Raw genomic sequence first — 20,425 nt, forward strand, 5'->3', positions numbered from 1 at the left:
TTTTCTCCGTTTACTTTTAAATCGGGGGAACTTAGCATTACCTCTAAAAAAGTTCACAAAGGCGGTGTCTAAATTTCGCAAGGCGGTTTGTAATGTTTGACTGTTTACTTCCTTTAACCATTCAGTTGCTTCTTTCTTTTTTAACTGGGTCAAAGCACCGGCCTGTTTAAGATAATTATCTGATTTTTTATTCTCCTTATACTGCTCAATTCTTTCGTTTAAAAAGTGATTGAACACAAAGCGAACACACCCGAAATGCTTACTCAAAAGCAGTTCCTGTTGCTTTGCAGGCAACAATGCAAAACGGTATGTCTTATGTATTGTTTTCAATTATAGTCTTAATGTTAAGTAATATGTATTGAATATACTAACAATAAATATTATATATATAATCAAAAATAGATAATAATGCACAAAAACATTGTTAAAAGATCTTTAAAGAAGTTATACTATCACAAATATTTAAAATATATTCAAAATGCCATCTCATTTTCGTTTGTAAGTACCGTAAAAAGCTGCTTGTAGGAGATTTGGATAATGACATGAAGTCTATTATGTAGTCAATTACTGCTAAATCTGATTTTGAAGTCGTAAACCACTATTACCTTTGGCAAAAGCACAAAACCATATTGTCAAAGAACTTTTGGGAAGAACATGCTTTCTGGTCAGATGGTTACTTTGTTTGCTCTATTGGAGAAGCAAGTCCTGAAACTGTCCGTCAATATATTCTTTCACAGGGCTAAATTTTTCTTGTGCCTTACATCCCAAAAGCTAAAGACTTTTGGGTTTTGCGGCACGTTTTATAAACTTTAAAAGAAATTCAAAATCATGTACGAAGATGCCAGTCCGGAAACCGTAAATTCAGTTATTGAACAGGCGCATGCGGCTTTTTCAATCTACCGTAATTGCAGCTTAAAGCAACGCGCCAGCCTGATGCTTGCGATGGCGGGGGCATTGGAAGCTACCGGCGATCCTTTACTGGAACTGGCCCATCAGGAAACCCGCCTGCCATTGGAACGTTTGCGAAATGAGCGGGCCAGAACCGCCTTCCAGCTGCAGTCTTATGCACAGGCCTGTGAGCGGGGTGATTGGATGGATATCCGAATCGATACCGGTCGGCAGGAAAGCTCGCCGGATATCAGGAAAATGATGATCCCCCTGGGCCCGGTAGTTGTATTCGGTGCTGCTAATTTTCCCTTTGCCTACTCGACAGCCGGAGGAGATACCGCCTGTGCACTGGCAGCGGGCTGCCCGGTTATCGTCAAAGCACATCCCGCACATGCCGGTACCAGTGAAATGGTTGCCAACGCCCTTAAAAATGCGGTCTCCAAGTCCGGATTGCCTGAAGGTGTATTTTCTCATATACATGGCGCTTCCAATGAAATCGGCAGAATGCTGGTCGAGCATCCTCAGGTCAAAGCGGTGGGTTTCACCGGCTCCCTGGCAGGTGGACGGCAACTTTTTGACTGGGCCGGTCAACGCCCGGAACCGATACCGGTTTTTGCGGAAATGAGCAGTACCAACCCGGTGTTTCTTTTGCCGGAAAAAATGCGGCAGGAGGCTGCAAAAGTGGCTACCGACTATGCGGCTTCCATTAATCTTGGGATGGGGCAATTCTGTACCAATCCGGGATTGATTATTGGTTTGGAGGGGCCTGAACTGGAACTTTTTCTGGCCACCTTAAAAGAAGCAGTAGAAAAAGTGGTCCCGGCATCCATGCTGCACAGCGGTATTCATAAGAATTTTATGGGTAAAAGAACACAGGTACTGGAGCAAAAAGAAGTACAGCTTCTGGCAACAGCCAGTACGACTCCCGGCGAACAACAAGGCCTTCCGACCATTGCCATGACAACAGCCGAAGCATTTATCCAAAATCCACTCCTGCACCAGGAAGTTTTCGGGCCATTTTCGCTGATTATCCGATGCAGCAGTCCTGACCAGATGCTTGAAGTGGCCCGTAGTATTGATGGTCAGCTTACGGCAACACTCATGGCCACTTCCAACGATATTCAGGAGCAGGCTGCCCTGGTAGATGCCATCAAGTACCGGTGTGGGCGTTTTATCCTCAACGGGGTACCCACAGGTGTCGAAGTCTGCCTGAGCATGCAGCACGGCGGACCCTATCCCTCGACAACGGATAGCCGGTTTACGGCTGTGGGCGCTGATGGTATCAGGCGGTTTGCCCGTCCCCTGGCCTTTCAGAACTGGTCTGATGAGCTTTTGCCGGAGGAATTAAAGGATGAAAATCCCTTAGGCATCTGGAGAACCGTAAACGATAATTTGACACAGACGGCTGTAGTACGCTGATTTTGATAACTATAATCCATTTTATTTTTTAATGATCGTATCTGAAGTTTGTAATTTGGCAATCGAAACCATCGTACGGAATCTATATTGATCGCTAACAGTTTTCTTATTATTTTTGGCGCATGCAATCATTTCAGGAATTATCAAAGAAGTTTTCCTCACATTTTGGCCGTACCCATTTCCCCCAGCATCCCGAAACCTTATATACGCCTAATAACTATTTTTTATCCATAGCCGGTAAAAGATTCCGGCCGGTGCTCTGCCTGATGGCCAATGAGCTGTTTGGGGAGATTCATCCGGATGCCTGGAACCTGGCTTCGGCCATTGAGCTTTTTCACAATTTCACCCTGATCCACGATGATATTATGGACAATGCTCCGCTAAGAAGAGGAGAAGCCACCCTCCATAATAAATATGGTCTGAATACCGCCATTCTGGCGGGAGACGTGATGATCGTCAAGGCTTATGATTATATCAACCTGCTGAATCCGGATTTTATTCCGCGCATCCTGCATCTTTTCAATAAAACGGCAACCGAAGTTTGTGAGGGCCAGCAGCTGGATATGGACTTCGAGAAAAGGGATAAGGTTTCTTATGATGAATACCTGCATATGATTACCCTGAAAACTTCCGTTTTGCTGGCTGCCAGTCTGCAGATGGGGGGTATTCTGGGTGGAGGCGGTTTGGGTAACCTGGAACTTTTGTACGAAGCCGGTAAAAGTATCGGCCTGGCATTTCAAATGCAGGATGATTATCTGGATGCATTTGGCGACCCGGAAAAATTTGGTAAGCAAACCGGAGGCGATATACGTTCGAATAAAAAGACTTTTTTATTGATCCAGGCAATGGAACAGGCCAATGCTGAACAGAAAGAGGTGCTGACTGCCTTATTGAAAACCGATGATGCGGATAAGGTACCCCGGGTGCTGGAGATCTATAAGGCCAACCATATTGATGATTGGGCCCGTGAGGAAAAAAGCCGTTTTCTGAATCTGGCCATGCAGCATTTTGATGATATGGCTGTTGTGTCTAAAAGAAAACAGCCTTTAAAGGATCTGGCGCAGCTATTGGTAAAAAGAGATCATTAGGCAGCCGGATCGGTGTGGGCCGGCCAGGTTCCGCTGAGACACCAGTGACCAGTAGGAAAATGGTCGGAATTTCAAAACGGCGGAAAGGCGATAGCCAGGATAGAAGCGCTGGTCCATAGATTGAATCCTATATCAAAAAAAACAGCATATGTCGATACTGCGTAAGAAAAACATTGCTACCATATTAAAGGATGCTGCGGAGGGCTATGGTGACGGCCATGGTTCGGCCCTGCACAAAGTACTTAAAGTAAAAGACCTGACGGCACTGGGCGTCGCCGCCGTGATCGGTGCCGGCATCTTCAGCAGTATTGGTAAGGCTGCGGCCGATGGGGGACCCGGCGTGGTTTTCCTTTATATATTTACGGCCATTGCCTGCGGCTTTGCGGCCCTCTGTTATGCGCAGTTTGCGTCTACAGTTCCCGTTTCAGGAAGCGCCTATACCTATTCCTATGTAGCTTTCGGAGAGATTTTTGCCTGGATCATCGGCTGGGATCTGCTGATGGAATATGCCATCGGTAATATTGCGGTAGCGATTTCCTGGAGTGACTATTTTACCGGCCTGCTGGATAAGGCGGGTTTGCATATCCCGGATTGGCTGAGTATGGACTTTGTTACCGCCCGCCATGGGTTTGAACAAGTGGGGGATGCCCTGGCTGCCGGAGCCACAACTGTAACAATGGAACCCGCCCTGCTTAGCGCCCACACGGCCTGGTCGGAGGCGCCGCGCCTGTTGGGACTGCCCATCATCATGGATTTACCCGCCCTGGTGATCGTTTTTATTATTACCTATATCGTTTATATCGGCGTCAAGGAATCCCGTAATTCGACCAATATTATGGTACTGCTGAAACTGGCTGTTATTTTTCTGGTGATTATCGCCGGTGCTTTTTATGTCAATACGGATAACTGGTCACCCTTTACGCCCACAGGCATCAGTGGCATCCTCAAAGGAGTTTCTGCCGTATTTTTTGCCTATATCGGTTTCGATGCTATATCGACGACGGCGGAGGAATGCCAGAATCCCCAGCGGGACCTGCCCCGGGGTATGATCTATTCGCTGATCATTTGTACCGTCATTTATGTTCTGGTGGCATTGGTACTGACGGGGATGGTCCCTTATACCCAGCTGAATGTCGGCGACCCGCTGGCAATGGTCTTTGATGCCCGTGGGCTCAAAATGATCTCTGCCATCATTGCCGTAAGCGCCATCATCGCTACTGCCAGTGTACTACTGGTCTTCCAGATGGGCCAGCCCAGAATCTGGATGAGTATGAGCCGCGATGGATTGCTGCCCAAAGCTTTTTCACGCATACATCCCAAATACAAAACCCCTTCTTTTGCCACCATAATCACCGGTCTGGTGGTCGCCATTCCGGCCTTATTTCTGAACCTTAGTACCGTGTTAGCTTTGACGAGTATTGGTACCCTGTTCGCCTTTGTATTGGTCTGCGGCGGTATTCTGGTGCTGGACCAGCAAAAGGAGAAGCCGGAATCCAGATTTAAAGTACCCTATATTAACGGAAAATATATTGTGCCCTCCCTGTTTCTGATAGCGGTGATTCTTGTCGGAAGGGAGGCGCCGGCTCATTTTGCGGAACTTTTTACCCTGGAAAAATTCCCCATGCTGATTTTCTGGATCGTCATGGCAATTATTGCCGTGCTTTCCTTTATCAAATGTTTCTCTTTGTTACCTGTGCTGGGGATGGTGAGCTGTTTTTACCTGATGGCACAGGAGAGCCATACCAACTGGCTCCGTTTTCTGGTCTGGCTGGCCATCGGGCTGGTGATCTATTTTAGTTACAGCCGTTTCCATAGTAAACTGGCACAGAAAAAAGTTGCATAGGCAGTGACCTTGCAGGGGTTGGCAATGATCAAGGTTTTAATTCTGCCATAGTCTGTTTAAATTTGCATCATGAAGTTTCAGGTAGGGGATAAGGTGCTGGTATTGCACTCGGAGGAAGAAGGCGAGATTATTGAGTTTATCAATAAGAAAATGGCGCTGGTGGATGTGCGCGGTGTACGGTTTCCCGTTTACCTGGATCAACTGGATTTTCCATATTACAAAAGATTTACCCGGCAAAAACAACAGAAAACTCCTTCTAAAAGGCATATTGACGACATACCCAAAGAGAAGACCGATCATAAGGAGCGGCAGGAGGATGGCGTGATGCTGCAGTTTATACCGGTCATGGACGTCGATGAATTCGGAGATGAATATGTGGAGAAATTGAAAATTTATCTGGTCAATCACACAAAAACGGCTTATATTTTTGACTATCGTTTATCTTTCTTTGGAGAGACGGAGTTTGAGATCAAAAACACCATACAGCCATTCGAAAATTTCTACGTTCATGATGTGCCCTTTGAAGATATGAACGACAGCCCTTCTTTTGAACTGCGTTTTTCGCTGCTTGAGACTGTGAAGACTAAGGCAGAGGAATACGAAGCAATTGTCAAAATGAAGCCCAAACAGATTTTTTCCAGGATTGAGACCCTGCGGCAGAAGAATGAGTCCTCGTTTTCACAACTCCTGTTTGACAAATATCCGGATAGGGCAACACCCACCAAGCTGCCCCTGGACAGCCTTATTACGCGGGGATACAAAGTGTATAATGCTAAAGAAGCACGTCAGCATCTGGAGGCACCACAATCCGTCGTAGATCTTCATATCGAGAAGCTAACCGATGCCCCTGCAAGAATGAATAATTTTGAAAAGCTGACCCTTCAACTCAAGACCTTTGAAAAATATTATGACCTTGCCGTCACCCATATGCTGCCCCATCTCATTATCATCCATGGTGTAGGAACCGGTAAACTCCGCGATGAAATCCATGATCTGTTACGGCTTAAAAAAGAGGTCAGCTATTTTATCAATCAATACCATCCGAGATACGGCTATGGTGCCACAGAAATCTTTTTCAAACATTAAGTCCCGTCCTGAGGGCAATGCCCTTGCCTGTTAGCCTAAAAGGTCCGCTGCATGAGTTCGATGCTGGTAAACAAATGGATCGATCCGGATGTTATCTGCTATATTGTATATTCGGGGAGGCCGGGATCTCATCTGCCTAACCGGTTCACTTATAAATAAAACAACATGAAAAAGATCGGGTTTTTGTCATTTGGGCACTGGGCCGAACACCCGGCTTACCGTGCCAGAACTGCCAGCGACACCCTGTTGCAGTCCATAGATCTGGCCGTAGCGTCAGAAGAAATCGGTCTGGACGGGGCTTATTTCCGGGTCCATCATTTCGCCAAGCAGCTGGCCTCGCCGTTTCCACTGCTGGCAGCTATTGGCGCCCGTACCAATACCATCGAAATCGGCACCGGTGTCATAGATATGCGCTATGAAAACCCGCTTTATATGGTGGAGGACGCCGGCGCAGCGGATCTGATTTCCGGTGGACGACTCCAGCTCGGCATCAGCAGGGGGTCTCCCGAACAGGTTATTGACGGCTGGCGCTATTTTGGTTATGCTCCGGAACCCGGGACAACCGAAGAGGAATGGGGACGTCAGAAAGGACTGGCCTTTTTTGAGAAATTAAAGGGCGAAGGTTTTGCTGAACCGAATCCTAACCCCATGTTCCCTAATCCTGAGGGGCTCCTGCGGCTGGAACCTTTTTCTCCCGGTCTCCGGGATCGTATCTGGTGGGGGTCGGGTTCAGACGCTACCGCAGTATGGGCGGCTCAGATGGGTATGAACCTGCAAAGTTCTACCCTTAAGTTTGATGAAAGCGGGAAACCTTTCCATATCCAGCAGGCCGAACAAATCCGCCTTTTTAAGCAGGCCTGGAAAGATGCGGGTCACCAACGGGAACCCCGGGTATCGGTTAGCCGCTCTATATTTGCTTTGGTCAATGACCAGGACCGGCTTTATTTCGGGCATGAGGCACAAAAAACAGATCAGGTCGGGGCCATCGGTGGGGAGCGTAGGGCCATATTTGGACGGAGCTATGCGGCAGAACCCGATGTGTTGATTGAGCAGCTGGCCAAAGACGAAGCCATCCAGGAGGCGGATACCCTGCTGTTGACCATCCCCAATACCCTGGGCGTGGACTATAATGTGCACGTATTATCTTCTATTCTCGAACATGTAGCACCCGGACTGGGCTGGCGTTAAATCTGAATTGAGTCATAAGATACGATATAAGACGAAAATCGTTGTGATCGGTGCCGGTCAGGCAGGGTTATCTGCGGCCTATCACTTAAGGAAGCTGGGATGGGAACCGGGGGCGGATTTTTTGGTGCTGGATCGCTCGCCCAGGGCCGGCGGCGCCTGGCAGCATCGTTGGTCCTCGTTGACACTAAGTACCGTCAACCGGATTCATGATCTGCCGGGTATGCCATTAAGTGAAACCATTGATACCGGTGAAACCCAGGCGCAAACCAATCTGGTCGTGCCGGAATATTATGAAAAATATGAACAGAAATTCGGCATCAGGGTCTACCGGCCGGTACTTGTGCAAAGGGTATGGCACCGGAATGATCTGTTTAATATAGATACGGACAAGACTTTATTTTCTGCCCGGGGCATCATCAATGCCACGGGTACCTGGGAAAACCCTTATATACCTGAATATCCCGGGGCAGAAAAGTTCCAGGGCCGCCAGTTGCATACCAAAGATTTCAGGGATGCTGCGGATTTTAAAGGCCAGCATGTGATTGTCGTGGGAGCAGGCATTTCCGCCATTCAGCTTTTGGACCAGATTTCCCGGGTAACCACCACCACCTGGGTCACCCGCCGTCCGCCGGAGTTCAGGCAGGGGCCATTCGATGATGCGGCAGGTCACCATGCTGTGGCCAAAGTCGAAGAACGTGTCAGAAAGGGATTGCCCCCTTTATCAGTTGTTTCAGTCACCGGGCTGCCGGTAACTCCTGAAATAATTGATATGGAAAAGCGGGGCGTGCTGAAACGGCAGCCCATGTTTAGCGAAATTACCCCAACCGGCGTCAGGTGGGAAGACGGACGTCATCAGGCTGCCGATGTGATCCTCTGGAATACCGGTTTTAAAGGAGATCTTGACCATCTACAGGAAGTGGTGCCAAGAGAAGAAAGCGGTGGTATTCAGATGGGCGGGAGGCTGGCTACCATGGTGGTTAAAGAGCCCCGGATTCATCTGGTAGGATATGGGCCTTCGGCTTCGACGATTGGTGCCAATCGTGCAGGCAATGCGGCAGCCAGGGAATTGGTAGCTACGCTGAAAGCGTAAATTGTCAACTATCCAAGAGTTACAGAATCATTTTTTCTTTTTTAAGCCGGCGCGAACTTTCTTTACAAAATCCACGGATACCCCTGCGAGATCGGCGGTCTTTTGATTATCAAGGTTTAACTTCAGGATGAGATTTTCAATGAATTCCCGGGACTTTTTTTCTTCCCCTTTGGCCAGCCCTTTGGCTTCTCCTCTGGCTTCGCCTTCCTCAATTCCTTCTTCCCTTGCAGTTTGTAATTGATTGTAGGCATCCCATTGATCCTTAAGGTCTTTCTGGTATAACATATATTCCTCCTTTTTAAGTTGAGATAATCTGCTATACGGAATAGTTTCTGAAAAATCCGTTTATGTAAAATTACTGGTATTTTTTCTAATTTACTCCGATAGCAATACCTGCTCTCCGGTGAACTACCCATTTGCTAAAGACAAATGTGCTGCGCTTCATAGCAATTTGCTTACTGCTCCCAGGAGTTAGATGTCTTACTATCGTTCCACGTGTGTACGCGCAAGTATCTTACGAGGATTTTACATCTTATTCTGATGTTGCGAAACATACTATATTTTACAATTATACAAATAGCAGGTTTCTGCCTTAGATCCCAAAAGCTAAAGACTTTCGGGTCTTACGGCAGGTTTTTTAAGTTTTAAAAACCGGGAACAGGTCCTTTGACCAGTCCCGGTACTTTGTTATTCCGACAATATTTGGATGGGTATCAGGAGAAACTTTCTCCCGGTTGCAGCAGACTGCTGATCGCGATCCTGTTCCAGCTGTTAATAATTACGACAGCCATGATGATCTGTGCGATCTGATTTTCATCAAAATGCTGGCGGGCATTTTCATAAATGGTTTCGGGCAGACCATTTTGATGTATTAAAGTGACTGCCTCAGTAATAGACAATACCGCCTTTTCCTCTTCGGTGAAAATACCCTGGGTTTCTTTCCAGGCATTTAACAGGAAAATCCTTTGGTTGGTCTCACCATTTTTCAGGGCTGCCTTTGAATGTAGATCGATACAGTAACCACAGCCATTGAGTTGAGAAGCCCTGATTTTAATCAGATCTTTCAGGGTGTCGGAAATTGCCGTTTGATACAGATAACTTTCAAGACCCATCATCGCCTTCAGGGCCTTAGGTTCTGCAGAATTAATGTTTATTCTTTTGTTCATTTTGGAAAATTTAAAAATGATAAAAAGGAATGCCCTAATAGATTAAAGGCATTCCGTGGAATCAGGCTGCGGGTAAGGCCTTCCGGACTTCTACGATAGCCCCATATTTAATGATGGGACATTTCTCTGCGATGGCAACCGCATCCTGGTAGTTCTCTGCCCGGATGAGGAAAAGACCACCCAGGGAGATGATACCTTCGGCATAGGGGCCTTCATGTACTTTTTTTGCCGTACTGACAACCCGGCCATCGGTATCCCACCTTTTGGGTGGTGCGACCAGCTGACCACTGGCGGCGATATCAGCCACCCAGGAGCGGTAAGGTTCGAGGGCTTCTTTCATCTGATCGTTGGAAGGGCTGGGACGCTTACTGGTAAGATCCCGGTGGATTACAATTAAAAACTCATTCATGATATCTGTTTTAAAGATGGATGATTAAATACATTTTGAAGCGTATCTGGGATACGAGGAACTGGAATTACAGGCTGCCGGCGGCCTGGATGATAAAGTCTGCCACTTGCTGCGGTTGCGCTATCATGGGCACATGACTGGTGGGTAGTTCCAAAGTGGTGGCCTTAATTTGTTTGGCCTTGAAACGTTCCAGGTCGGGATTAATCATGCCGTCCTCGGCAGCGACGATATACCAGCAGGGTTTATAGGCCCAGGCAGGATCAAAAACTTTCTGTTCAGTAGCAGAAGCGGCCCAGGGCATCTGGGTAGCGTAAATGATTTTTCTGTCGGCTGCCGGCAGGTCCTGGGCGAAAAATTCGTCAATGCCTTTTTCAGACAGGGACAGGAACCCTTCGGAGCTCAGCCGGAACTCGGGACCTACAGCGGTGGGCGCCATGGTGGCGTTCACGTCATTAACGTTCTGGCCGTCTTCCGGTACCAGGGCAGCCACATACAGTAGTCCGCTTACTTTGGGATCTTTGCCGGCTTCGGATATGACCATGCCGCCATAGGAATGTCCTACCAGCAATACGGGACCGTCCGTAGCTGCCAGTGCCCTTTTGGTAGCTGCCAGGTCGTCTTCAAACGACGTAAGGGGATTTTGAACGGCAATGACATGAAAACCTTTTGCCTGCAGGATGGGAATGACTTTGGACCAGCTGGAACCGTCTGCGAAGGCGCCGTGAACCAGTACAATATTTTTAACGCCTTTTGTTTCAGTAGAATGATTCGACTGATCAGTGGCGGGGAATAACAGGGCGGCCAGCGCCAGTGTTATTGAGCTGAGTTGTTGTAACATAATTGTTGATTTTGTTTTTAATGATGGTTCAGGTGTATACCTGAAAATTTACTGTTTGCCTTTGGTGGCGTTCCAACCGAAAGGCTGCTCTTCCATTCGCCAGAAGTCGTCCATAAATTCTCCGCCATCAGTGATATTCATTTCGTGGCGGTTGGGGAATATACTTCCCTGGAAGGTTTCTGAATAGGAAGGCATCGTATCCGGTCGCTTTTTGGGGATAGTACGCGCTTTCATGATGCTGAAATAATTATGGGAATTAAAAAATGCTGCCCTGGTATCGTTGTGTAGCTGATCGGCTTTGCGGAGACGCCGCGCCGACGTAGGTTTGTCTCATGCACGAACGGGTGGAAAGTGCATGCCCGTTACAGCCGCCTCAACGAACTGACACCCGTCGTCTTCGTCACCTGAGGCAGAAATGAATTTGTTGCTTCGGAAAATACTTTCTACACTTTTGCCAGCTCCAGTCGCAGCCAGTCCTGGTAGCGCTGCTTGCCCAACCGGGGATTTTCTGCCGGCACCAGGGAATGGTCGTCAATTTCACTGCCGAAGTAGGGCGCATGGGGGTCTTCGACCACCTGGCGGGGATCTCCGGTCGTCTTCAGGAAATACCGGATGAATTCACTCATCTGAATCCGCTCGGGACCTGCGACTTCGGTAATGCCATTCAGCGGATGCCAGCTGACGACATCAGCCAGTGCGGCTACGACTTCATCCGAGGCAATGGGCTGAAAGACTGCCGGAGAGATATGCACTTCGCCATTTACTGTTGCAGAAGCTGCGATACGGTCGGCAAACTCAAAAAACTGGGTGGAACGCAGGATGGAATAGGAGATACCCGAGTTTTGAATGATGGCTTCCTGTGCGACTTTGGCACGCAGATAGCCACTGGCCGGGAGTCGGTCGGCGCCGACAACGGACATGGCCACATAATGACGGATGCCGGCTTTACGTGCTGCTTCCACCAGGTGTTTACCTGAGGTTTCAAAAAAATCCAGCACCGCCTGATCTTCAAAAGATGGTGAATTGGAAACGTCTACCAGCACTTCGCTGTCTTTCAGGGCCGCGTCCAGGCCTTCACCAGTGAGGCTGTTGACGCCGGTGGCGGGGGAAGCCGCCAGTACATTCTGGCCACGTTGCTGAAGTTTTTGGACCAGGTTTGAACCGATAAGGCCGGTTCCGCCGATTACTACAATTTTCATGATATGTATATATTGAAGGTGAAAAAATTTCTTTAGGTGGTGTTTCATGATCACTGCGCATTACAGTTTAGCGCAATGCCTTTTTAATAACTGCAGCCGCCTGTCCTAATGCTGTTTTAACCGCCGGGACTGCTGCTAAAGCATTCAATAAACCATAGTCGTGGATCAAACCGTCATAGCAGGTCAGGGTAACTGCTACGCCCGCTTCATCCAGTTTGCGGCCGAAGGCCTGTCCTTCGTCATGCAGCACATCATTTTCAGCGATTTGAATCAATGTCGGCGGCAGGCCTTTGAGCTGATCGACGGAAGCCTCCAGAGGTGCGGCATAAGGTTGACGACGGGCATGCGGATCCGGCAGGTACTGATCCCAGAACCAGATCATCATATTGCGGCTAAGGAACCTGCCTTCGCCCATGGTTTGGTAGGATTTGGTATCAAAACGGGCATCGGTTACCGGCCAGAACAGGACCAGTTGCTGAATCTGCGGACCCTGGCGGTCCTTGGCCATAAGGGCTACGGCAGCGGCCATATTGCCTCCTACGCTATTGCCGACAATGGCCAGCTTACTGCTATCTACACCGATCTGTGAACCATTGACCGACACCCATTCCAGGCTCGCATAAATTTGTTCGATGGCTACCGGAAACTGCGCTTCCGGGGCCGGGCTGTAGTCGGGGAATACCGCAATGACGCCACTGGCCACCACCAGATCCCTCACGAATCTTCGGTGCGTGGGATAATCTCCCAGTACCCAACCGCCTCCATGGATAAAAATAAAGGCCGGTCGCTCCCGGTTCAGCCCGGCTGGTTTTACGATATGCAGGCGCAGTGAACTGTTATTTACGGGAATTTCTATTTCAGATTCCAGAATGCCGGAGACATCTGTTGCTACGCCTTCCTGGGCGTCTGTCAGTACCTGGCGTGCCTGCACAGGCGTTAATGTTTCGATGGGAGGGCCGTCGCCGGCATTTAACGTTTCCAGGAATGCGCGGACTTCCTTCAGTATATGAGGATCATTGGCCGCAGTAAGGTTCATCTTGGTGTTGGTCATGATAGATGGTTTTATAGTGAAAAATATTTGGCAGATTCAAGTGTCTTGTGTCGGATTTAGCTGCTTTGACCTGCCTGCAGGTTTCTCTTATCTACCTGGCAGGCTGCGCCGCCATAATCATCCAGCACATAACCTTTTAAACCGGTGATGCTGGATATGGCCAGCAGCAGGTAGCTTTTTCCATCTGCAGCGGGTGGAAAGCGATAGGTCTCGTCGATAATAAATTCCTGGGGATCCAGTCGCAGATCGAGGTCGCCACAATACAGGCAAACATTGTCGGTGGAAAAATTTGCACAGTAACCTCTCAGACGAAGCTGGGTTAGTGCTTCGTGGACATTTTGATAGCGATTCATATTATTGTTTTTTTAGGGTCATTGAAAATGGTATTGCCTGGATAACTGCTCCCGAACCCGGGTGTTGGTAAACGCAGCCAAACCGGAGTTATAAATTTGAAAGTCGACAGCTGGTTGCGCCGATTTTTGATCGCCAGAAACTGTCGGAGGCGGGTGGCCCATTGTTCTGGTAGGGATGTAGAACCTTTCATTTTGATTCATTTGAAAGGGCCAAAACAAAGCCTGTGCCATTGCGTAAATGACAGAATATCAATAATATATATATAGAGTGGATTTGGGAAATCAACTACATATCGTCAATTGACGAGCAGGTACGCTGTATATCGTGGATGGGGTAAGAGAACAGTTAGTGAGCAGTAAGTGTCCCGGGAATGAAGAAAAATGTTTACTGGTGGTAATCACTTTTCAGAATCTGTAGTTTTTTCATTTTGGAATGCAGGGTAGTAGCCGGGATACCCAAAATGCCGGAGGCACCTCCTGAACCGGATATTTTACCCTGACAATTTCGCAATACTTCGATAATATGGGCTTTTTCGATTTCATCGAGGGTTTTTGTGCTGCCATTAGTTGCCGAAGCATCGGCACCCGGTGCGGGTTGTGGCATCGTGATTTCGTGAAGCACAGGGCCGGGCGTGAGCAGGATGCTTCGTTCTATCAGGTGTTCCAGTTCGCGGACATTACCGGGCCATTCATAGGATTTCAGGGTATGGATACATTTTGAAGAAATGGTCTGGATATTTTTACCGGCATTTTTGCAATACCGTTCCAGGAAAAAATATGCCAAAGCTTCAATATCTTCCTTGCGATGCCGGAGTGGTGGCAGGGTTATCGGAAATACATTCAGGCGGTAGTAAAGATCTGAGCGGAAACGACCGGCTTTTACTTCGGCTTCGAGGTTCCGGTTTGTGGCGGCAATGATTCTGACATCCACCTGTATGGTGGCGCCGCCGCCAATACGTTCCAGTTCACGTTCCTGTAATACCCGAAGAAGTTTTACCTGCATTTCCGGTGTCATCTCGCCAATTTCATCCAGGAACAGGGTACTGTTATTGGCCATTTCAAACTTGCCGATCCGCCTTTCCAATGCCCCGGTGAAGGCCCCCCGTTCGTGGCCAAATAACTCACTTTCGATCAGATTGGCGGGCAGGGCTGCACAGTTGACTTTTACCATCAGTTTATCCTTTCTGGGAGAAGCATTGTGAATAGCCCTGGCTATAAGTTCTTTGCCGGTGCCGGTTTCTCCCAACAGCAGCACTGTGGAATTGCTCTCTGCGACTAGGGAGATCAGCTGGTAGACTTGTTGCATTGCCGGTCCGCTGCCAATGATATCGGTAAAATTATAGATGGTCTTGATTTGTTCCTTGAGATAGTCATTCTCAACTTCCAGTTGTTTTTTATAAGCGAGTAATTTTTCATTGGCCTGTATATTGGAGATGGCAATGGAAATCTGGGCACAGATGCTATTAACGATCAGTTCACTCAGTTGATTGGCATGCAGCCAGATGGTACCGATATTCTTGCTGCCGGTACGCAGGGGGAGGGCGTACATGTTCTGATAGCCGATGGTCTCCCATAACCGCGCATAGGGATTGCCTGTAGCGGCTTCAGCGGCTACATTATAAATAATGCCTTCCCCGCTGGATAATACCTGCGCAGTATAATGCTCATCAATAGTGACCCGAGTGGCCAGCATTTTTTCAAAAAAATCCTGCGCATGTGCTTGCTTATAGATGCGGGCATCATACATGAAGGGACGCAGGTTAAATTCGTCCTCTTCGATCACCTGAATCATTCCCAATTGAATATGCAGGGTCTTTTCCAGTACTTTGAAGATCGCTGTCTGAAGTTCATCCTTGGTTCGTACCCGGGCGATTTCCTTACTAAATTCCAGGAGGAAATGCTGTTCCAGGCTTTTCTGGCTGATCTGTTCATTGGACAGGATATTAGATACGGCCACTGATAAATGGGCGCAAACCGCTTTCAGCAGATGCGGTTTGATCCGGTCTTTACTGGCTGCATCCAGGTGCAAAAACGCACAACCAACATTTTTTTCACCCACATGTAATTTCATAGCCAGGATATATTTCAGGCCGGCCATCTTCCAGAATCCGACGAAATCGGGCATCCCGGGTTCCTGCAGCAAGGCATCAATGTCAAGTAACAGGGGATCATCTGATTGCAAAATCCTGTCAAACAAGGGGTCGCTTATGTCATAATCGGCAGTCGTGATGCTTTCGAATCCTTTGACTTGCTTTAAATCCTCGGTAACGTCCATTATAAAAGAACGATAGCTGTTCTCCTCGCTATTAATTTGAGCAACGCCAAACTCCCGCACGCCGAAAAGCTTCTTGATCCTGGTATTTACAATATGCAACAGGTCTTCCCTTTTTCTTAGGGCGGCTATTTCCTCACTCAGTGCCAGTAGCAGGGATTTTTCATGCTCCCTTTCTTCCATCTCCAGGTTGATAATGATATTGGCAACTGCGTTGGATAAATGGGGCGCGATACCTTCCAGGACATTTTCAAAGGCTTTGGGGAAACTATCGGTTCTGTCAGAATACATCAGTACATGCCCAATGGTCTCCATTTTATTTTTAAGTCGCACAATCATCGCCTTTTTCACACCACATTCATAGTTTACTTTCAGGAAAGCCGGAATCCCTGCTTCGTCAATAATGGATTCCAGCAAAAATGCTGCGGTGGTTTTTTCTTCCTTTAGTTGACCAAGAAAAGGGTCATCGATAACAAATTGCATTTGCAAAAGGGAAGGGAGCTCATTGCGATGGCGAATGGGCATGGATTCACGATCTATCAGAAAGGGATAATAAGTGCCTTTTTCATTGTCAATAAGAGAAATTACTACATGGGTGAAATAGAAATATTCTTTCAACCGGCTGGAGAATACTTTGACCAGGTCGTCTTTTCCCCTGACCCTGGTAATATCATTGCTCAGGTTCAGCAGAATGGTGCGTTCAGCCTGGGGTTCGGATGACTTCTCCGTTGTTACCCCCGCCTTTCCTTTGGAAACAGCCGATGCCGTTTTTTTAATGATTGATTTCTGTACCTGTGCTGCCATTGCATTCGTTTTGAAGCCGGGAGATTGGTTTAAATGGTAGAAATGACGGACAATGCAAAAATAATCAAAACGATTAAAACCTTTGCAATACAAGACTTTGTAAAATAACATACCTGGCCTGCGCGTTCCGGGGATTAAGGACATAATGGTAGTCTACCAGTCCGTTCATTTATATAATAATTAACCGATTATATTTCAATTTCTTGAGAATTCCGAAGGATAATGGGGCTGGAGAAACTAAAAGATGAGCAGAAAGAAGTAGGCAGAAACGAGAGTAAAGATGAAAAAACCGACAAAACGAGTTAAAAGGGTAAAGTAAAGAAACTCGTCTCTATTTAAAAAATAAGGATCCTTTTCGGGGAGAACCTTAATTGGAAAAGTCCGGGCTTTATTTTTTCATAACTTATGTGGGTTAATAAATTTCAGCCTTTTGATATTGGCAAAATCCTTTTCGTTATTGGTGACAAGCGTAAAGCCGTAAGCCAAAGCAGTAGCTGCAATAATGGCATCAGGGGTTTTTATTTTCTTGCCTTTGCGTAAAGCCACACAATGGGCAATCACATCGGGGCTAATATCCAGTATATCACTGTCGGAAATAAAATTTTTTACATTTTCCGTAGTGGTATTATCGGCATTCCAGCAAAGGAGTTCTATTTGAGAAATTACCGAAAGGTTGGGAACGGCATCAATTACTGTGTCTAGAAAACCAATACCGGCTGCAGGCAACGAAGCAGACAGGTAATCAGAAACTACATTGGTATCAATCAGATATTGTTCCATTCGCTACGCATTTGTTTAATGTGTTCGTTAAGGTTTTTTCCTTGTTCTTTGCTGATAATCCCTTTGTATTTATCAGAGAGCTTTGTTTTTACCGGAGCATAATTTTCCTTTAGTACTTTTATCAAACGTAGTTCTTCTAGTTCGTGCAAAAGTCCTACGGCTTTTTGGTTGGTTACCTGTATCAGCATTGTATTGTCCATAAGTCAAAAATTATTAGTGAGTAATGTTTGTATTTTGGTTTTAGCGATGTAGGCGTCCATCAAAGAGAGAACCGTTTTTTTATCTTCGGTTCCCAAGTCCTGCACTTCTTTAAAACGCCTTATCAGTTCTTTTTCTAGCCCCGCATCTTTTACCATATCATCAGCTGTACCGTTCAGTAAAAAATCAACGGTAGTATCCAAAGCCTTTGCCAGTTTGGTCATTGCTTCAGCATTAGGCTTTGTTTCCCCTCTTTCATATCGACTCACTTGCGTAAAATGCACCTCTATCAGTTCAGCCAGTTCGCCCTGCGAAATCCTTTTTCGCTTGCGAAGGTCTTTTAATCTGTCTGCAAACTCTGTTTTATTAAGCATTAGCGTAAATATTGTACTGCAAATTTAGCTTAAATATCAATAATTAGCAAGTTTATTTAGACAAGAGAGCAGGAAAATAGATTTTTATGCTTGTTTTCTTAGACGAGTTCGCTAATTTTTCTTGTGAATTTGCAAGCACAAAAGAAATTATTTTATGGAGATAAAAGAGATACTTCAAAAGCTATCAATCCAAACGGTATTGCAGCACTGCGGATTGCAGCCGGACAGTAATAAAATTTTAAGCTGTCCCTTTCCACGACGACAAACTTCAGTAGCGAAGCAAAAAGGCATAAAAAAAATGTCATAATATTGAAGCTATTCTAAGGTGACTTCTGCGTTATAAATGGACAATGAGGACCTAAAGCAAAACGGGTTGCAGTACCACCCATTACAATAGGGTAATGACACGCACAAGCACGGCCTAGGATTACCACCGCACAAATTCCACACTGCAAGCCTGCTACATTGTTTCCGCAATAGTCCTGATTTTTTTTCTTCAATTGAAAACATCAGATGAAAAGATCCAACCCGATTATTTAAATGGCGACAAATATATTTGTAATTAAAAGAAGCGTTTATAGTTATGAAGCAAGTTATATTGAACCTCGCCGTAACACTGGATGGTTTTATTGCGGGGCCTAACGGGGAGATCGACTGGTGTATCATGGATGAAGACATGGCATTTGACCGATTTCTGGACAAAGTGGATTCGATTTTTTATGGCCGGATCAGTTATGATGCCTGGGGGAACTATCAACCGGAACCTGAAGCTTCAGCAGCGGATAAGGCATTCTGGGATGCGATACATGCCAAAAAAAAGTATGTGTTCTCCAGGAATTTTAAATCGGATCCGGCAGCGACCTTTATCAGTGATGCGATTGGGGAACAAGTAGCTGCCATTAAAAAATCTGGTGCAGGTGCCATCTGGCTCTACGGAGGCGCGTCTTTAATTCATAGTTTTCTCCGGCTGGGTCTGATTGATGAATACCAATTGTATGTACATCCGGTGGTATTGGGCAGTGGAAAACCACTGTTTAAAGATCCGGAACAACCTCTTTCACTGAATCTCGTATCCAGCCGTCAATTCCGGTCCGGTGTGGTTGAAATGATCTATCGGCCGGCAACCAAAAGTTAATGCAGATCTTCCGGAATCACCAGGCGCGATAAAACCTGGTCTTTGTAGAATTGTGCGGTCAGCCTGGAGGCTTCACTCAAAAGTCCATCCACGGGCGTTTCCGATAGTTTGAGGTATTTTTTTGCGCTCAGCATAGCCGTTTTCCTGTCATCGGCCAACCCCGCATCCAGTAGCGCATCTTCCATTCCCGTAAAATCCAGGCCACGATCCTTTAGTCTGCCCAATTGATCGATCATCCAGCTCAGGGCATAAAAATCATCCCTGGAAAGCAGTAGTGGCTGAACTTGTTTGTCTTTCACGGAGGGCAAGGTATTATAGGGGGATTGAACGATCTCCGGGGTCAGGTATTTTTTCAGCCGCTGATGTACGGGCAGGGTTTCTGCTAATTGAACGCCGCCGTTCAGGGCAGTGGCATAGATACTGAGCCAGCGCAGCTTTCTGCGTAGTTCATGGACACCGGCTTCCAGTTCGTCAAAATATACCCGGCCGTTATTTGTGAATTCGTTGATTTCCCGGATTTCCTTTAGGTAAAATGCGCTCAATTTTGAATTGTCCTCACCGGAATTTTTCAGGTCGGCCTTTCGAATCGCCTTTCTGAATTTTCGGATTCTTTTACCGCTCAGCCAGCCCTTTTTCTCCAGTCTCCGGTTCAGGTCTTTCAGGGTCTGCATGTAATGGCGGGCAAAATGCTTCTGCACCGCTTTCGGGATATCCTGTCGCGACTGGTATTGCTGCACAAAGACTGCAAAATAATCCAGTTGGCCAATCAGGTCCTCCATTTTCTTGGCCTGCTTCAGTAGCTTTTTAACGTGTTTGTTATCATCTTCAATTTCAGTGTAAATCCGGGCGAGGGCTTCCAGCTGAAACAGGGGCGCCCGGAAATTTTTCTGGTAGAGATATAGTCCCGGATCCTTTGCTTTGATCGCAGCATTGAGCAGGGATTCCAAGGCCTTAAACTGTTTTTCGAATCGTTTCTCATGTATATTACTGTTCATACCGGTTGGATATTTCTGTAAAATTGTATCGCGTTGATGACCTGCCTAAAATTAAGGACTTTGGTGAAATTCAGGGCCTGGCAGCACCTTGCGTTCAGGATCCGGATGGTTTTTTAAGGCAGAATCTATTGATTCGGCAGGACGGCGAAATATAATTTCTAAGGGGTGAACTTGGTTTTACACAGGCATTATGTGTCAGTAATTACTGGACATAGCCGAGATATTTGCATTGATATCCAAATAGTTATT

At 46.8% G+C, this 20,425-nt stretch carries 22 protein-coding genes; 8 read left to right on the forward strand and 14 right to left on the reverse strand.

Translation table 11 applies throughout. The annotated features are described in order from the left end of the window. On the reverse strand, positions 1 to 330 hold a 330-nt coding region (locus ACYVI9_RS12620), incomplete at its 3' end, for a helix-turn-helix domain-containing protein (protein WP_460764940.1). Positions 331 to 563: 233 nt separating this feature from the next. Here ACYVI9_RS12620 and ACYVI9_RS12625 point away from each other — a divergent pair. The 7 genes from ACYVI9_RS12625 to ACYVI9_RS12655 all read left to right on the forward strand — a co-directional run bounded on the left by ACYVI9_RS12625 (position 564) and on the right by ACYVI9_RS12655 (position 8,602). After that, a complete protein-coding gene (locus tag ACYVI9_RS12625; RefSeq protein WP_460764995.1) occupies positions 564 to 743 on the forward strand; it encodes a transposase in 180 nt (59 codons plus the stop codon). Between the two features lie 85 nt (positions 744 to 828). After that, complete coding sequence (locus ACYVI9_RS12630; RefSeq protein WP_460764941.1) at positions 829 to 2,307, forward strand: aldehyde dehydrogenase (NADP(+)); 1,479 nt, start codon at positions 829 to 831, stop codon at positions 2,305 to 2,307. 122 nt (positions 2,308 to 2,429) lie between these two features. Then, positions 2,430 to 3,395: a polyprenyl synthetase family protein gene (locus ACYVI9_RS12635; protein ID WP_460764942.1), complete on the forward strand. Its 966-nt coding sequence runs from the start codon at positions 2,430 to 2,432 to the stop codon at positions 3,393 to 3,395. Between the two features lie 148 nt (positions 3,396 to 3,543). Next, a complete protein-coding gene (locus ACYVI9_RS12640) occupies positions 3,544 to 5,238 on the forward strand; it encodes an amino acid permease (RefSeq protein WP_460764943.1) in 1,695 nt (564 codons plus the stop codon). Positions 5,239 to 5,307: 69 nt separating this feature from the next. Further along, positions 5,308 to 6,324 (forward strand): Smr/MutS family protein, encoded by a 1,017-nt coding sequence (locus ACYVI9_RS12645; protein ID WP_460764944.1) that lies wholly within the window; start codon positions 5,308 to 5,310, stop codon positions 6,322 to 6,324. Positions 6,325 to 6,489: 165 nt separating this feature from the next. Continuing rightward, positions 6,490 to 7,512 (forward strand): LLM class flavin-dependent oxidoreductase, encoded by a 1,023-nt coding sequence (locus ACYVI9_RS12650; RefSeq protein WP_460764945.1) that lies wholly within the window; start codon positions 6,490 to 6,492, stop codon positions 7,510 to 7,512. Positions 7,513 to 7,519: 7 nt separating this feature from the next. Further along, a complete protein-coding gene (locus ACYVI9_RS12655) occupies positions 7,520 to 8,602 on the forward strand; it encodes an NAD(P)-binding domain-containing protein (protein ID WP_460764946.1) in 1,083 nt (360 codons plus the stop codon). A gap of 27 nt (positions 8,603 to 8,629) precedes the next feature. Here ACYVI9_RS12655 and ACYVI9_RS12660 read toward each other — a convergent pair whose 3' ends face one another. The 12 genes from ACYVI9_RS12660 to ACYVI9_RS12715 form a co-directional block, all read right to left on the reverse strand. After that, the gene (locus tag ACYVI9_RS12660; protein WP_460764947.1) at positions 8,630 to 8,887 is read right to left on the reverse strand and encodes a hypothetical protein; all 258 of its coding nucleotides are present in this window, start codon (positions 8,885 to 8,887) and stop codon (positions 8,630 to 8,632) included. A 428-nt stretch (positions 8,888 to 9,315) separates the two neighbouring features. Further along, on the reverse strand, positions 9,316 to 9,768 hold the full coding sequence (locus ACYVI9_RS12665; RefSeq protein WP_460764948.1) for a carboxymuconolactone decarboxylase family protein: 453 nt from the start codon (positions 9,766 to 9,768) through the stop codon (positions 9,316 to 9,318). 61 nt (positions 9,769 to 9,829) lie between these two features. Further along, a complete protein-coding gene (locus ACYVI9_RS12670; protein WP_460764949.1) occupies positions 9,830 to 10,177 on the reverse strand; it encodes a YciI family protein in 348 nt (115 codons plus the stop codon). A 67-nt stretch (positions 10,178 to 10,244) separates the two neighbouring features. Next, a complete protein-coding gene (locus ACYVI9_RS12675) occupies positions 10,245 to 11,015 on the reverse strand; it encodes an alpha/beta hydrolase (RefSeq protein ID WP_460764950.1) in 771 nt (256 codons plus the stop codon). Positions 11,016 to 11,063: 48 nt separating this feature from the next. Then, complete coding sequence (locus ACYVI9_RS12680) at positions 11,064 to 11,249, reverse strand: hypothetical protein (protein ID WP_460764951.1); 186 nt, start codon at positions 11,247 to 11,249, stop codon at positions 11,064 to 11,066. Between the two features lie 209 nt (positions 11,250 to 11,458). Then, positions 11,459 to 12,214, reverse strand: a complete 756-nt coding sequence (locus ACYVI9_RS12685; RefSeq protein WP_460764952.1) for an SDR family oxidoreductase — start codon at positions 12,212 to 12,214, stop codon at positions 11,459 to 11,461. Positions 12,215 to 12,281: 67 nt separating this feature from the next. After that, on the reverse strand, positions 12,282 to 13,265 hold the full coding sequence (locus ACYVI9_RS12690) for an alpha/beta hydrolase (RefSeq protein WP_460764953.1): 984 nt from the start codon (positions 13,263 to 13,265) through the stop codon (positions 12,282 to 12,284). A 56-nt stretch (positions 13,266 to 13,321) separates the two neighbouring features. After that, positions 13,322 to 13,618: a hypothetical protein gene (locus ACYVI9_RS12695; protein WP_460764954.1), complete on the reverse strand. Its 297-nt coding sequence runs from the start codon at positions 13,616 to 13,618 to the stop codon at positions 13,322 to 13,324. A gap of 385 nt (positions 13,619 to 14,003) precedes the next feature. Beyond that, on the reverse strand, positions 14,004 to 16,694 hold the full coding sequence (locus ACYVI9_RS12700) for a sigma-54-dependent Fis family transcriptional regulator (RefSeq protein WP_460764955.1): 2,691 nt from the start codon (positions 16,692 to 16,694) through the stop codon (positions 14,004 to 14,006). 396 nt (positions 16,695 to 17,090) lie between these two features. Continuing rightward, positions 17,091 to 17,474 carry a type II toxin-antitoxin system VapC family toxin gene (locus ACYVI9_RS12705; RefSeq protein WP_460764956.1) on the reverse strand — a complete coding sequence of 128 codons (384 nt, stop codon included), beginning with the start codon at positions 17,472 to 17,474 and terminating at the stop codon, positions 17,091 to 17,093. Further along, positions 17,459 to 17,674 (reverse strand): hypothetical protein, encoded by a 216-nt coding sequence (locus ACYVI9_RS12710; protein ID WP_460764957.1) that lies wholly within the window; start codon positions 17,672 to 17,674, stop codon positions 17,459 to 17,461. The genes ACYVI9_RS12705 and ACYVI9_RS12710 overlap by 16 nt, the downstream gene beginning before the upstream one ends. Before the next feature lie 3 nt (positions 17,675 to 17,677). Then, positions 17,678 to 18,046: a helix-turn-helix domain-containing protein gene (locus ACYVI9_RS12715; RefSeq protein ID WP_460764958.1), complete on the reverse strand. Its 369-nt coding sequence runs from the start codon at positions 18,044 to 18,046 to the stop codon at positions 17,678 to 17,680. A gap of 583 nt (positions 18,047 to 18,629) precedes the next feature. On the opposite strand from ACYVI9_RS12715, the gene ACYVI9_RS12720 reads away from it, so the two are divergent. Then, on the forward strand, positions 18,630 to 19,181 hold the full coding sequence (locus tag ACYVI9_RS12720; RefSeq protein WP_460764959.1) for a dihydrofolate reductase family protein: 552 nt from the start codon (positions 18,630 to 18,632) through the stop codon (positions 19,179 to 19,181). Here ACYVI9_RS12720 and ACYVI9_RS12725 read toward each other — a convergent pair. Further along, entirely contained in the window at positions 19,178 to 20,176 is a 999-nt protein-coding gene (locus ACYVI9_RS12725) for a hypothetical protein (RefSeq protein WP_460764960.1), read from the reverse strand. The genes ACYVI9_RS12720 and ACYVI9_RS12725 overlap by 4 nt on opposite strands. Positions 20,177 to 20,425 lie beyond the last annotated feature (249 nt).

This window comes from Niabella terrae, from assembly GCF_054783135.1.

Excerpts from the sequence above, each read along its gene's own strand:
- ACYVI9_RS12640 (WP_460764943.1), top strand. The coding sequence starts at position 3,544 with ATGTCGATACTGCGTAAGAAAAACATTGCTACCATATTAAAGGATGCT.
- ACYVI9_RS12675 (WP_460764950.1), bottom strand. The coding sequence starts at position 11,015 with ATGTTACAACAACTCAGCTCAATAACACTGGCGCTGGCCGCCCTGTTA.
- ACYVI9_RS12700 (WP_460764955.1), bottom strand. The coding sequence starts at position 16,694 with ATGGCAGCACAGGTACAGAAATCAATCATTAAAAAAACGGCATCGGCT.
- ACYVI9_RS12635 (WP_460764942.1), top strand. The coding sequence starts at position 2,430 with ATGCAATCATTTCAGGAATTATCAAAGAAGTTTTCCTCACATTTTGGC.
- ACYVI9_RS12670 (WP_460764949.1), bottom strand. The coding sequence starts at position 10,177 with ATGAATGAGTTTTTAATTGTAATCCACCGGGATCTTACCAGTAAGCGT.
- ACYVI9_RS12705 (WP_460764956.1), bottom strand. The coding sequence starts at position 17,474 with ATGGAACAATATCTGATTGATACCAATGTAGTTTCTGATTACCTGTCT.
- ACYVI9_RS12680 (WP_460764951.1), bottom strand. The coding sequence starts at position 11,249 with ATGAAAGCGCGTACTATCCCCAAAAAGCGACCGGATACGATGCCTTCC.
- ACYVI9_RS12710 (WP_460764957.1), bottom strand. The coding sequence starts at position 17,674 with ATGGACAATACAATGCTGATACAGGTAACCAACCAAAAAGCCGTAGGA.
- ACYVI9_RS12720 (WP_460764959.1), top strand. The coding sequence starts at position 18,630 with ATGAAGCAAGTTATATTGAACCTCGCCGTAACACTGGATGGTTTTATT.
- ACYVI9_RS12685 (WP_460764952.1), bottom strand. The coding sequence starts at position 12,214 with ATGAAAATTGTAGTAATCGGCGGAACCGGCCTTATCGGTTCAAACCTG.
- ACYVI9_RS12715 (WP_460764958.1), bottom strand. The coding sequence starts at position 18,046 with ATGCTTAATAAAACAGAGTTTGCAGACAGATTAAAAGACCTTCGCAAG.
- ACYVI9_RS12725 (WP_460764960.1), bottom strand. The coding sequence starts at position 20,176 with ATGAACAGTAATATACATGAGAAACGATTCGAAAAACAGTTTAAGGCC.
- ACYVI9_RS12695 (WP_460764954.1), bottom strand. The coding sequence starts at position 13,618 with ATGAATCGCTATCAAAATGTCCACGAAGCACTAACCCAGCTTCGTCTG.
- ACYVI9_RS12650 (WP_460764945.1), top strand. The coding sequence starts at position 6,490 with ATGAAAAAGATCGGGTTTTTGTCATTTGGGCACTGGGCCGAACACCCG.
- ACYVI9_RS12630 (WP_460764941.1), top strand. The coding sequence starts at position 829 with ATGTACGAAGATGCCAGTCCGGAAACCGTAAATTCAGTTATTGAACAG.
- ACYVI9_RS12665 (WP_460764948.1), bottom strand. The coding sequence starts at position 9,768 with ATGAACAAAAGAATAAACATTAATTCTGCAGAACCTAAGGCCCTGAAG.
- ACYVI9_RS12645 (WP_460764944.1), top strand. The coding sequence starts at position 5,308 with ATGAAGTTTCAGGTAGGGGATAAGGTGCTGGTATTGCACTCGGAGGAA.
- ACYVI9_RS12660 (WP_460764947.1), bottom strand. The coding sequence starts at position 8,887 with ATGTTATACCAGAAAGACCTTAAGGATCAATGGGATGCCTACAATCAA.
- ACYVI9_RS12690 (WP_460764953.1), bottom strand. The coding sequence starts at position 13,265 with ATGACCAACACCAAGATGAACCTTACTGCGGCCAATGATCCTCATATA.